Origin of the sequence: Pasteurella bettyae CCUG 2042, from assembly GCF_000262245.1 — a bacterium.
In the GTDB taxonomy this organism is placed as follows: Bacteria; Pseudomonadota; Gammaproteobacteria; order Enterobacterales; family Pasteurellaceae; genus Basfia; species Basfia bettyae.
In genome coordinates this window covers 1-10,268 of record NZ_AJSX01000005.1, presented here as the reverse complement: position 1 = coordinate 10,268, position 10,268 = coordinate 1, and the positions used below count along the sequence as shown (strand labels likewise).

20 protein-coding genes are annotated in these 10,268 nt (G+C 42.0%); all 20 read left to right on the top strand.

Translation table 11 applies throughout. The features are described 5' to 3' along the window. A partial coding sequence (locus HMPREF1052_RS01020; RefSeq protein WP_040596144.1) for a Mu transposase C-terminal domain-containing protein occupies positions 1-1,737 on the top strand: 1,737 nt, incomplete at its 5' end. Between the two features lie 11 nt (positions 1,738-1,748). Continuing rightward, positions 1,749-2,630: an AAA family ATPase gene (locus tag HMPREF1052_RS01015; protein WP_005758656.1), complete on the top strand. Its 882-nt coding sequence runs from the start codon at positions 1,749-1,751 to the stop codon at positions 2,628-2,630. A 10-nt stretch (positions 2,631-2,640) separates the two neighbouring features. Continuing rightward, entirely contained in the window at positions 2,641-2,937 is a 297-nt protein-coding gene (locus HMPREF1052_RS01010) for a hypothetical protein (protein ID WP_005758657.1), read from the top strand. 8 nt (positions 2,938-2,945) lie between these two features. Then, entirely contained in the window at positions 2,946-3,137 is a 192-nt protein-coding gene (locus HMPREF1052_RS01005; RefSeq protein ID WP_005647090.1) for an HTH domain-containing protein, read from the top strand. Beyond that, positions 3,138-3,755: a DUF3164 family protein gene (locus tag HMPREF1052_RS01000; protein WP_005758683.1), complete on the top strand. Its 618-nt coding sequence runs from the start codon at positions 3,138-3,140 to the stop codon at positions 3,753-3,755. Between the two features lie 103 nt (positions 3,756-3,858). Further along, positions 3,859-4,026: an ANR family transcriptional regulator gene (locus HMPREF1052_RS11185; RefSeq protein ID WP_005758663.1), complete on the top strand. Its 168-nt coding sequence runs from the start codon at positions 3,859-3,861 to the stop codon at positions 4,024-4,026. Further along, positions 4,019-4,183, top strand: a complete 165-nt coding sequence (locus HMPREF1052_RS11300) for a hypothetical protein (RefSeq protein WP_005758677.1) — start codon at positions 4,019-4,021, stop codon at positions 4,181-4,183. Before HMPREF1052_RS11185 ends, HMPREF1052_RS11300 begins: the two co-directional genes overlap by 8 nt. Further along, positions 4,180-4,353: a hypothetical protein gene (locus HMPREF1052_RS00995; RefSeq protein WP_005758675.1), complete on the top strand. Its 174-nt coding sequence runs from the start codon at positions 4,180-4,182 to the stop codon at positions 4,351-4,353. Before HMPREF1052_RS11300 ends, HMPREF1052_RS00995 begins: the two co-directional genes overlap by 4 nt. Before the next feature lie 2 nt (positions 4,354-4,355). Beyond that, positions 4,356-4,817: a hypothetical protein gene (locus tag HMPREF1052_RS00990; RefSeq protein ID WP_005758664.1), complete on the top strand. Its 462-nt coding sequence runs from the start codon at positions 4,356-4,358 to the stop codon at positions 4,815-4,817. 10 nt (positions 4,818-4,827) lie between these two features. After that, entirely contained in the window at positions 4,828-5,388 is a 561-nt protein-coding gene (locus tag HMPREF1052_RS00985) for a DUF5420 family protein (RefSeq protein ID WP_005758666.1), read from the top strand. A gap of 3 nt (positions 5,389-5,391) precedes the next feature. Further along, positions 5,392-5,640: a hypothetical protein gene (locus HMPREF1052_RS00980; protein ID WP_005758679.1), complete on the top strand. Its 249-nt coding sequence runs from the start codon at positions 5,392-5,394 to the stop codon at positions 5,638-5,640. A gap of 107 nt (positions 5,641-5,747) precedes the next feature. After that, complete coding sequence (locus HMPREF1052_RS00975) at positions 5,748-6,122, top strand: hypothetical protein (protein WP_005758665.1); 375 nt, start codon at positions 5,748-5,750, stop codon at positions 6,120-6,122. Positions 6,123-6,125: 3 nt separating this feature from the next. Continuing rightward, the gene (locus HMPREF1052_RS11180) at positions 6,126-6,293 is read left to right on the top strand and encodes a hypothetical protein (protein WP_005758681.1); all 168 of its coding nucleotides are present in this window, start codon (positions 6,126-6,128) and stop codon (positions 6,291-6,293) included. Between the two features lie 259 nt (positions 6,294-6,552). Beyond that, complete coding sequence (locus HMPREF1052_RS00970; protein WP_005758670.1) at positions 6,553-7,101, top strand: hypothetical protein; 549 nt, start codon at positions 6,553-6,555, stop codon at positions 7,099-7,101. After that, positions 7,091-7,492 carry a gp16 family protein gene (locus tag HMPREF1052_RS00965; protein WP_005758672.1) on the top strand — a complete coding sequence of 134 codons (402 nt, stop codon included), beginning with the start codon at positions 7,091-7,093 and terminating at the stop codon, positions 7,490-7,492. Before HMPREF1052_RS00970 ends, HMPREF1052_RS00965 begins: the two co-directional genes overlap by 11 nt. 316 nt (positions 7,493-7,808) lie before the next feature. Beyond that, positions 7,809-8,444 carry an antA/AntB antirepressor family protein gene (locus tag HMPREF1052_RS00960; protein ID WP_005758691.1) on the top strand — a complete coding sequence of 212 codons (636 nt, stop codon included), beginning with the start codon at positions 7,809-7,811 and terminating at the stop codon, positions 8,442-8,444. A gap of 10 nt (positions 8,445-8,454) precedes the next feature. Beyond that, the gene (locus HMPREF1052_RS00955; protein WP_005641522.1) at positions 8,455-8,673 is read left to right on the top strand and encodes a hypothetical protein; all 219 of its coding nucleotides are present in this window, start codon (positions 8,455-8,457) and stop codon (positions 8,671-8,673) included. Between the two features lie 108 nt (positions 8,674-8,781). Continuing rightward, a complete protein-coding gene (locus HMPREF1052_RS00950; RefSeq protein WP_005758659.1) occupies positions 8,782-9,207 on the top strand; it encodes a Mor transcription activator family protein in 426 nt (141 codons plus the stop codon). Positions 9,208-9,301: 94 nt separating this feature from the next. Next, entirely contained in the window at positions 9,302-9,805 is a 504-nt protein-coding gene (locus HMPREF1052_RS00945; protein ID WP_005758668.1) for a glycoside hydrolase family 108 protein, read from the top strand. A gap of 153 nt (positions 9,806-9,958) precedes the next feature. Further along, the gene (locus tag HMPREF1052_RS10905; RefSeq protein ID WP_005758662.1) at positions 9,959-10,252 is read left to right on the top strand and encodes a DUF2644 domain-containing protein; all 294 of its coding nucleotides are present in this window, start codon (positions 9,959-9,961) and stop codon (positions 10,250-10,252) included. Positions 10,253-10,268 lie beyond the last annotated feature (16 nt).

Genomic DNA, 10,268 nt, shown 5'->3' with positions numbered 1-10,268 from the left:
CCCGCCGATCTCCGTCAGGTGGAATTAAAAACTTTAACGGAAAAACAACGTGAAGTAGCAGGGGCAAGAATGGCGTTAGTTGCTCAAGTGGCACAGCTTGAACAAGCCCAACCTCGTTACAAGGCGATTAAGTTTTTTTGTGAACAAATCAAGCGTGGTGGCATTTCTGCTGATTTGATGAGATTGGTGGAAACCGCCAATAACAAGAAAGGGAAAAATCGCACTTTATCTGACCGCACTTTGAATCAATGGGTGTTGGATTATGAAAAGGCAGATACCCCTGAAGAACGATTAAAAGCCCTCGCACCAATGCAACGAGTGGCGAAAAAGGCTGAAGAAATTGTGTGGTTGCCTGACTTTTTGGCGATATATCGCCAAACCAATGGCATCAATGTGGCAGAAGCCTATCACTATTTTTCGGCTGAATGGGATGCACGTTTTGCAGACGAGCCGTTACGTTTAGAAATGAAACCGAGTATTGACCAAGTTCGCGCTGCATTAGCGAAATTGCCGAAACACATTAAGGAAATTGGTCGTAAGACGGGTTCTGAACTCCGCGCCCTTAACACTTATGTGAAACGCGATTGGAGCGTGTTGCAGGTGAATGATGTGTGGGTGGGTGATGGCCATGCGATGAAATTGAAAGTCGCCCATCCTGAACACGGTCGCCCTTTTATTCCTGAAGTAACGTTGATTATGGATGCCGCGAGCCGTTTTATTGTGGGTTGGTCGGCAAGTTTGGCGGAAAACGTTCTCGCAGTGGCAGATGCTTTGCGTTATGGCGTGGAACGCTACGGCATACCCGCAATTTATTACTCCGATAATGGCGGTGGTGAGAAAAACTGGATGCTTGATGGGGATATTACGGGGATGTTGCCACGTTTAGGGATTAATCACCAAACAGGGATTCCAGGCAATCCACAAGGCCGTGGGATTATTGAGCGGGTACACCAAACGATTTTATACAAAATCGCTCGCCAGTTTGAAACTTATCACGGCACAGGGGCAGACCGTGACACTATTCGACAAGTGAGCACAGCCGTGATTTCACTGGATAAAGCAAAACGTAAAGGTGCGACACAGCTAACGCCAAAACAACAATGGGCTGTGGGTAAATTGCCAAGCTGGAATCAGTTTTTACAAGCCTGCCAAGAAGGCATTGATGAATACAACAATAAACACGAGCACAGAGAACTAGGGGGGATGACACCTGCACAAAAACGCCGTCAATTGATGGAAAAAATGAACCCTGATGATGTGGTCTTTATTACACCAGTGGAAGCAAGGGATTTATTCCGCCCAAGTACATTACGTGTGGCACAACGTGGTTGGTTACAACTTTTCAATAATTATTACTTTAGCGCGAAATTGCTCGATGTTGATGGGCAAAAGGTGCAAGTGATGTTTGATATTCACGATCCAAGCCAAGTGATTGTGAGAAAGCAAGACGGCACTTTTGTGTGTTATGCCGAATTAGATGGCAATAAACGTGATGCCTTCCCAATGCCGTTTGTTGAGAAAACACGCCAAGAGCGTAGTGATAGACGCTTGAAGAATGTATTGGAAAAAGCAGATGAAATTCAGGCGGAGCGCAATCCAGTTGTTACGATTGAGCATCAGCAAGGTTTTGAATTGTTACGCACAAAACCGAAAGCCAAACAGGAAGCTACCCCAATTTTCTTAACCAAAGCGGACAAAGAAGCGTGGGAACAAAGAAAAAAGTTAGTGAATGAGTAAGGAGAGCAGCAATGAAAGCACAAGAATTAAAAGCGTTTATGGATGCGCACAAGATGAGCCAAAAACAAGTGGCAACTTTGTTTGATGTGTCCATTACAACAGTGAGCCAATATTTAAACAGTAAATATCCAACCGATACCAAGTGGCTCGATGAAAAAGTGGATGAGTTGTTAGCACGCCATAAGGCGAAAGTGGTTGAAGCGAAATACAACAATGCATTTGTCCCCACTCAAACAGCAAAGCGCGGTATGGAAATTATGCACTTTGCCCACGCTGATGGCGAAATTAATGTGATTTATGGCGCGGCAGGCTTAGGCAAAACACAAATGCTAAAACAATATGCGAAAGAACATAGTTCAGCCATTTTGATTGAGGTTGATCCAAGTTGCACACCGAAAGTGTTACTACGCAAGATTGCAGAAAATGTTGGTTCAACCAGTCGAGGGGTAAATAACGATGTACTTTCAGGAATTGTGGAAAAAGTAAATGGTGCGGAACGTTTGTTAATGATTGATGAAGCCGAATTACTTTCTACCCGCTCTTTGGATTTTATCCGACGCATTCACGATTTAACGAATTGTGGCGTGATTTTAGCGGGTATGCCTCGCTTGTTGGTGAATTTAAAAGGGAAAAATAATGAACTGGCACAGCTTTATAGTCGAGTGGGATTTGCTTGTGACCTTGGTAATGCCCTACCTGATGACGATTTAGCCATGTTAGCGGAAAGTGCACTTAATACAAGTGAATTTAATGCCCCTTTATTGAAGGCCTGTAAAGGCAACGCACGCCGATTGAGTAAGTTAATGCGAGGTGTTGTGCGTTCGGCAGAGATTAACGAAACCGAAATTAGCGCAGAGATGATCGAACAATACAGCAAAATGTTAATTAGTTAAGGAGATGACCATGTTACAAGCAAGAAAAAATAAACAATTAAACAAAAACAATGCCGTGATGTTGGCTTATTTAGAACAAGTGGAAAAAGCCGTGAGACGCTTAAATGAAATGGGGCTTACGGTAATTAATGTGCACTTTGAGAAGATAAGACCAACGGTGCGTGTGATGAATAATGCGGTAACAGAACAGTTAGAGAAAGACCAATGGGCTTATGTGTATCACGTGGGGCGTGATGTGGCTCGATACCAAGAAGCGCAATTTACAGTGGAAGGTATCCGTGTGGTTTGGCGGAAATATTTGAAATAGGAGGAGGAATGGCAACGCGTCGGCAAATTTATGCAGTCTATCGTGGCGAAGAGAATTTGGGTGACGGGACTGCGGAAGAATTAGCAAAGAAACTCAATGTGAGCGAAAAAACGATTTACAGCTCGGCAACAGTCGCCCGATGTAAACGTGATAAAGGTAAGCGACTTGTGGTGATTAAGTTAGATAAAGAGGAACTCTAAATGAAGGTGATGATTGAGGGGAAAGAATACTGGCGTGATGCAAGAGGAAATTTAACGCCAGCTGAATTGGTGAAAGACATCGACAAAGCACGTGATGTGCTTGTGCGTGAATGGGTGGAAAAAGGCGTGTCCTTAAATAAGGAGATGCGCAATTTTAAAGATGGCATTTTCGGCGATATTCAGGCGTTTATTGAACTTTCGGCTGAAAAATACAATGCAAAAGTGGGCGGTAGTAAAGGCAATATCACGCTTTATAGCTACGACGGTAAATACAAAATCCAACGTGCGATTAACGACCATTTGCAATTTGATGAACGTATTCAGGCGGCAAAAGTGTTGATTGATGAGTGCTTGAATGAATGGAGCGAAGGCTCTCGCCCTGAACTAAAAGCGTTAATTGAACGTGCGTTTAATGTGGACAAGGAAGGTAATTTAAATACTTCTCGCATTTTAGGATTGCGTCGAGTTGATATTCAAGATCCACGTTGGCAAAACGCGATGCAGGCGATTAGTGAAAGCGTGCAAGTGGTGAGTAGTAAGGCTTATGTGCGACTTTATGAGCGTGTGGGCGAAAGCGATCAGTATGTGCCGATTGCGTTAGATATTGCAGGGGTTTAAAGCTTATTTAAATGCCCTTTAAATCTCCCCTAGCCCCTCTTTACAAAAGAGGGGGATGAGATGAGGGGCATTCATAATAGGTTTTAACAACAAAGGAGCAACAATGAAAAAACTGGAAAATTATCGAGATTTTAGCCAACACGCCGCTGAAATGGAACGTGCTGGCGCATGGAAACAAGCAGAAAGTGCTTGGGAAAAAGCGGCAACGGTGGCTCGCCGTCGAGAAAATCAGCGTTATCCAGCGAGAAGACCGGAGGTTAATCATGGCTAAGTTTGTGGCGCGCTTTTATTGTTTAGTTGAAGCCGTTGTGGAAGCTGAAAGCAATGAGCAAGTGTTGGAATTGTGTGATTTGAATGTGTGTGATGTGAATAAACTACCACATACGATTACGGAAATTGATGATGTGGTTGAGGTGGAGGAAGTATGAGTGAAAAGAAAGCGCAAGTCACCGAGCAACTGGCACAGATTATGGAACAAATCGAAGCAGCAAAAGAACAGTGGCTGGTTGATGATTCAAAAGGGGCTTTGTTGCTATTACAAGCAGCAAGCAGAGAGATGAAAAGTGTGGCGTGGCAAATGGCGCCAGTGTTGGGGTGAGTATGAAAGTGCTAGATGAACATATCCTTGAGTATATTTGGGATGAAACATTAGACCGTATTGCGCAAGGAACCTTAGTGACTTATATCGGTGGTAGCGTTGGTACATATAGCGATGATTATGCAGAGAAAAGAGCAGAAGACTTTGCAATATTGAGTGTAAGCCAACTTATTGCAGGCTCCGGATTAAGCGAAAGTCAATTTAGACGGCGGGTTAAAAATCTTATGGCACAAGGTGTTTTGTTGCAACGCATTGGGCCAAATAGCTTTGTGATTAACTCAGAGGTGATTAAAGACGCAGCGGTACACGCCGCACGATGTTGGCGCGCAATCGGTGTGCCATATGGTATGGACGATAGCGGTAAAGCCTTTAAAACCTTACCTATTAACGCTCTGCCGAGAAGCATTTTTGAGTTAAAGACCAATTGTTATCGGATTTTGAGAAGCCAATATCCCACTTATTAAAGGAGCAAATATGAGACCTGAATTTAGATATTTTAAATGCGCATTAAGCGTTGAGCCTATTAAATCATTAGATGAGCAATGGCGAAAAGATAGAGAGCTCAGAGATAAAAAACTTGATGCTATTTTTGACACTATCCCATTTTATGAATGTTGGAGAGGAAGTGAACGTAATATATTTGGAATTGTTTGTAGTTTAGATAGCGATGAATTTGCCAAAATCAAAGAGGATAAGACCTATAAATTTGAAATAGTTGAAAATGAGAAAGTTGTCATCACTGGCAATGGCAGAACAAAAGCCGGTAAGGCATTTAACGATAAAATCCAAAGCGTTAGAGATATTTTAAATCAATACCCAAGCTTTAATGATTTTATGCTACGAAAATTAAAACTTAATTGCTGGGTGCTTGGCGCGCGCACTAGTTATATATCTGTATGCGGTGTTGCAAGTGACTACTTTATCGTTTCAATACCAGTTAAATCAGATGGCTTTGGTGGGGATGGCTTCCCGGCAATTCCGGAATGTTTAACAGAAATAAAACAAAGTGAATTTTTAATGTTACAGGGGAAATAGATAATGAGTGAACAAATTTACGAATTTAAGAATGTGACCGATATTTTAGTGCTTGATGATAAACAGTTTGAACGATTCTTAGCAGATTTCAAAGAATGGTTCCATTTTCAAAAACAAGCGAGAGCCGAAGCCGAAAAGCTTAGAGAACTTGGATTGAATATTACTCTAGCAGATGTGATTCGTTGGAAAGATGATGACATGATTGGAGTGGGGGAAATTACGATTGATGTGCAAAAGGCACGAGATTATTAAAACCCATTTACAGCCCATTAAATCTCCCCTAGCCCTCTTTACAAAAGAGGGGAATAAGTTAGATGAAGTGGGCTGAGTAATGTGTTTTCAATTAATAAGGAGGAAAAATGCAGACAAAAATCATTCAATGGTTGGCAGATGATGAAGATGTCGGATTAAGCAGTAAATGTATGGCATTTGTGATTGGTTTTGATGTGGTGCCAAGACGTAAGAGCTATCCACTTGATACGAGCGATTTATCTCGTTGCGTAAAGTTATTAGAACGTGCGCCAGAAATGCGAAATTATCTTCACAAAATGAAAGCAATTTCTCCCATTTGGGCAAAATTAGTGGAACATTGGGACGAGTTAGAACGTTTATTTAACGAAGAAAAAGGCTCTGGCAGATGCCCTAAAACATATCAATTAATGAAAAAACTTACTGAAGACGATCAGAATGTTGTATTTCGTCACGGTGGATTTTCAATTCGAATGGGGGAATAAATTATGGATATCGAATACGAATGGTTACTTATTGATGATCTCGATGACGAAGAACCAGAAAAAGAAGAAGTAGAGAAAATCATTAAAGATAGCGAGTGGTTAGAATTTGACCGAAAAAAAACGACCATTTTATTTAGAGTCAAGTGTCGCCGAAGAATTATTTATGCGTAATTATAGCAAATGGGAGTGTTATGAAGAGGATGAATATGTTTTTCTCGCTATCAGAGAACAAGGGAGTGAACGGTACTCAATTTTCCGTGTGAGTCCATGGTATCGATTGGTGCCGGACGTTGATGAAATTTATTTTGATGACTAAAACCCATTTACAGCCCATTCAAATCTCCCCTAGCCCCTCTTTACAAAAGAGGGGAATTAAGTGAGATGAAGTGGGCTGAGTAATGTGTTTTAAATTAAGTTTGAGGGAACAATAATGAAACTATGCCGTTGCCCTATTTGCCACAGTGATATTCATTTGGATGCGCTGTTGGAAGATGATGCTGGGCGTGAGATGTTGGGGTTAATCTCCAATTTGGGTGGTCGTAATGCGCGTGCGTTGGTGAGTTATATTGGTCTGTTTCGCCCTGAAAGATCGGCGTTATCTAATGGGCGGGCATTGAGATTAATGAAAGATGTGTTGGAGATGTATCAACCCAGTCCGCTACTCGCCCATGCGTTGAATGAAACGGTGCAAGCGGTGATGAAAAACCGTCGGGAAACCCGCAATATTCAGGCGTTATCGAATCATAACTATTTGAAGAAAGTGTATGAAGGGGCGAAACCGTTGTTTGCGGTAGTGCGTAATGAAGGTAAAGCTGAAATGCAAAGCGTTGCGGCGCAAGAAGAGGATAAACGTATGGAAGCTATTCAATATATTGAACGTTATGCCTCTGTTGGGCAGTTGCAATTTGTGGAAAATATGCCTGAGTTTACGGTTTGGAAAGCCTGGAAAGCGGAACAGGAGAAAGGCTATGTTGCGTAAAAATTTAATCACTAGAATCCATATTGGGAAAAGCCAATTAGGCCTTGATGATGAAACCTATCGTCAATTATTGGTAAGTACAACGGGGAAAACAAGTTGTACTGAAATGACGGAAAGTGAATTGCAACAGGTGTTAAATGTTATGGTGCAAAAGGGTTTTAAATCCAGTTCAAGTTTTTGGGGAAATCGTGCGGCACCACGTGAAGATAAGAAAATTTATTTGGCAAAAATTACCGCACTTTTAGCAAAACATGGTTTACCTAAAGAATATGCCGATGGTATTGCGAAACGTTCGTTTAAAGTGGATTTTGTGCATTGGTTGCAGCCGTGGCAGTTGAAAAAGGTGGTGCAGATGTTGGCGGTGTATGATCGCAATCAACAAAAATCGTAAAACTTTTTGCATAATGTTGGGTAAAAAACCTTGATTTCTGATTAAAAAAAGGTTAATTTTGCGATCAGGGTATCAAAAGCCCAGCAATACGGTCGGCACAACCGTGATTTCGTGCTATTTTTTTACCTGCAATTTGAGTATCGGAATGCCTTGAGCGTCAGAATACCAGTGCGGTAGAAAAATAAAAAATATTAATCAATGACCGACAGTGCGAGGAATACAATACCGCAAGGGAATAACTCCGCTGTTTATTGCACAGTTTTGAGCTGTCGGTCGCCCTACTCAAAATAGGGTCTCTATTCAGAGGTATGCAATTATGACAAATTTCCAAATTCAAACCTTCACTGGTTCAATTCAAAATCAATCTGTTCAATTAGTCAATGCTCGTGATCTTCATAAATTATTAGGAAACGGCAAACAATTTTCTGACTGGATTCAACACCGCATTAGCAAGTACGGATTTGCTGAAAACCTTGATTTTACCGTGCTTCACCAATTAGTGAACGTCGATAGAGGTTTCTTTGGTATTAGACAAGAAACACTCAAGGAATACCACATCACCCTTGATATGGCAAAAGAGCTGTGTATGCTGGAACGATCTGAAATTGGTCGCCAAGCTCGTCGCCATTTTATCAAAATGGAACAGCACGCTATTGCTTTAGCTACTGAAATGCAAGCGCAAATGCTCGCCATTCCTACATTTTTACGCAACAATCCAGATGAATTGGCACGTTTAATTACCACTGCGCAAACTGCCTTTTTAACGGCAAACCCACAAGCGAAAGACTTTTTACGCTATCGTGAAATGGGCTTAAGTTATCGTGAAATTGGTACGCTATTAGGCAAAACCAAAGATAGCGTGAAATGGATGGCATTTAAAATGCGGAATTTGGGCTTTTTTTCCTCCACATTACCAAAAACAGCTGTGGTGCAGTTGGATTTGTTGGCGTAAGGGGGCGAAGATGAGTATCGGATATGAATTAGAACATCAATTTGATGAAATTCAAAGTAGCCTTGGTGGCTTGCACTGTTTGCGCCAGTTCTTGGAAATCACGGACAACACGGCGGATACCTTAAGTTATAGCCAACTTGCGGGGATGATTGCGGTGTTTACCGCAGCATTGGATTGCCAAGTTAGCACGGTGCGACAGTTAGTGAAAGAATTGCCTATTAAGGCATAAAGATAATCCCACTTCGGTGGGATTTTTTTTATCTTTTTTTTCAAAAATACCGCCTTTTTAAAATTTCCGTGCGACAATCCTCCTAAATGGTCACATAGGGGAAATGTTATGCAGTCAAAGTTAGAGAGCGTTGCCAACTATCTGCCTGAAATCGTACTGGAAATGGTGGAGTTAATTGGGTTTGTTGACGTAGAAAAAATTATTAATCAGTTCGGAGGGGCAACGTTTCGTTTTACCGACGGAGCAGTGTATTTTCCGCGACTAAAAGCACTCATCGGACAGGAAAGTGCGGTCAAATTGCGTCATTATTTTCAGGCGGAGGAAGTCTATATTCCGCGTTGTGAAGTCGCTCTGCGGTTGTTACGCAACGAACGCCTAAAAGCAGATTTTGACTACATCACGCAAACCGAAAAGAAAAGTGGCCGCACGGCAATGCTTGAGCTTTGTCCTAAATACAAACTCTGTGATCGTCAAGCCTGGGAAATTATACGCTCTCATCAAGTCCAGCAATATCAACAAGCCGCGTTATTTTAGAACAAGTGGGCGTGTGGAAGTTTCTCCCCCATTAATTAACCTTCTTTTAATTCAGAATACCCTCAATCATATCAACGATTGAGGGTATTTTTTTATGTCTTTATCTTTTCAGCAAATTTTTGACCGACTTATCGGACATGAGGGCGGTTACGTCAATGACTCACGTGACCCCGGAGGCGAAACCAACTGGGGTGTCACTAAGCGTACCGCGCAAGCTAATGGCTATACCGGCAACATGAAAACCATGACACGCCAACAAGCCTATGAAATTTACCATCGTGCATTTTGGTTGCGCTACAACTGTGAGCAAATGCCGGATGCCGTTGCCTATCAATTTTTTGATGCGGCGGTGAATCACGGTTTCGGCAATGCGAGCCGTATGTTACAGCGCGCAGTTGGTGTGTTAGATGACGGCATTATCGGTAAATACTCTCTTGAGGCCATCAATAGCAATCCAATCTCTGACACGTTGATGGTGTTAAACGGCGAACGCCTTAATTTTTACACCCGATTAAAGAACTTTGACCGTTTTGGCAAAGGCTGGGTGAATCGTGTAGCACAAAACTTGAGATATGGAGCACAAGACAATGAAGTTTAAGTTTTCAGACATTTTAGGATGGGTTTTTGATTGGTTCTGCTTGAGAGCAAAACAAACCAAATGCCGACCGCACTTTTACAGTAAAAATGCGTGGAGTTATGTCGGCAATGGCCAGATGACACCGGCATTCAAATTAATGTTGATACTTTGCTCATGAAAAAGTTTTTTGAATTATTCACAAATGACAACGGACGCGCCAGCACCACAGGCTTTATTCAGTTTTTTGGCTTTTTAGTGCTTGCCGGTGTGCTCGTGTATTCGGTCTATCTCGGTCGTGATAATGCGACCGATCTCTATTTGTATTTTGCGTTTTTCTGCGGCGGGTCGGCAGCGACAAAAGGCGCAGTGATGGCATATCAGTCCAAACACAAACGCAATAACAATCAAAACTATCAACCACGGCAACGTCAAGATGACGATGACAGGTATCAAAGACCGGGCTTATGAGGTTAAAAAATGAATC

What these genes read in the sequence shown, in the direction of transcription:
- HMPREF1052_RS00995 (WP_005758675.1), top strand. Translation starts at nt 4,180, where the DNA reads ATGAGTGAAAAGAAAGCGCAAGTCACCGAGCAACTGGCACAGATTATG.
- HMPREF1052_RS01000 (WP_005758683.1), top strand. Translation starts at nt 3,138, where the DNA reads ATGAAGGTGATGATTGAGGGGAAAGAATACTGGCGTGATGCAAGAGGA.
- HMPREF1052_RS01015 (WP_005758656.1), top strand. Translation starts at nt 1,749, where the DNA reads ATGAAAGCACAAGAATTAAAAGCGTTTATGGATGCGCACAAGATGAGC.
- HMPREF1052_RS00945 (WP_005758668.1), top strand. Translation starts at nt 9,302, where the DNA reads ATGTCTTTATCTTTTCAGCAAATTTTTGACCGACTTATCGGACATGAG.
- HMPREF1052_RS00970 (WP_005758670.1), top strand. Translation starts at nt 6,553, where the DNA reads ATGAAACTATGCCGTTGCCCTATTTGCCACAGTGATATTCATTTGGAT.
- HMPREF1052_RS10905 (WP_005758662.1), top strand. Translation starts at nt 9,959, where the DNA reads ATGAAAAAGTTTTTTGAATTATTCACAAATGACAACGGACGCGCCAGC.
- HMPREF1052_RS01005 (WP_005647090.1), top strand. Translation starts at nt 2,946, where the DNA reads ATGGCAACGCGTCGGCAAATTTATGCAGTCTATCGTGGCGAAGAGAAT.
- HMPREF1052_RS00990 (WP_005758664.1), top strand. Translation starts at nt 4,356, where the DNA reads ATGAAAGTGCTAGATGAACATATCCTTGAGTATATTTGGGATGAAACA.
- HMPREF1052_RS00980 (WP_005758679.1), top strand. Translation starts at nt 5,392, where the DNA reads ATGAGTGAACAAATTTACGAATTTAAGAATGTGACCGATATTTTAGTG.
- HMPREF1052_RS11185 (WP_005758663.1), top strand. Translation starts at nt 3,859, where the DNA reads ATGAAAAAACTGGAAAATTATCGAGATTTTAGCCAACACGCCGCTGAA.
- HMPREF1052_RS00965 (WP_005758672.1), top strand. Translation starts at nt 7,091, where the DNA reads ATGTTGCGTAAAAATTTAATCACTAGAATCCATATTGGGAAAAGCCAA.
- HMPREF1052_RS00985 (WP_005758666.1), top strand. Translation starts at nt 4,828, where the DNA reads ATGAGACCTGAATTTAGATATTTTAAATGCGCATTAAGCGTTGAGCCT.
- HMPREF1052_RS01010 (WP_005758657.1), top strand. Translation starts at nt 2,641, where the DNA reads ATGTTACAAGCAAGAAAAAATAAACAATTAAACAAAAACAATGCCGTG.
- HMPREF1052_RS00975 (WP_005758665.1), top strand. Translation starts at nt 5,748, where the DNA reads ATGCAGACAAAAATCATTCAATGGTTGGCAGATGATGAAGATGTCGGA.
- HMPREF1052_RS00960 (WP_005758691.1), top strand. Translation starts at nt 7,809, where the DNA reads ATGACAAATTTCCAAATTCAAACCTTCACTGGTTCAATTCAAAATCAA.
- HMPREF1052_RS11300 (WP_005758677.1), top strand. Translation starts at nt 4,019, where the DNA reads ATGGCTAAGTTTGTGGCGCGCTTTTATTGTTTAGTTGAAGCCGTTGTG.
- HMPREF1052_RS00955 (WP_005641522.1), top strand. Translation starts at nt 8,455, where the DNA reads ATGAGTATCGGATATGAATTAGAACATCAATTTGATGAAATTCAAAGT.
- HMPREF1052_RS11180 (WP_005758681.1), top strand. Translation starts at nt 6,126, where the DNA reads ATGGATATCGAATACGAATGGTTACTTATTGATGATCTCGATGACGAA.
- HMPREF1052_RS00950 (WP_005758659.1), top strand. Translation starts at nt 8,782, where the DNA reads ATGCAGTCAAAGTTAGAGAGCGTTGCCAACTATCTGCCTGAAATCGTA.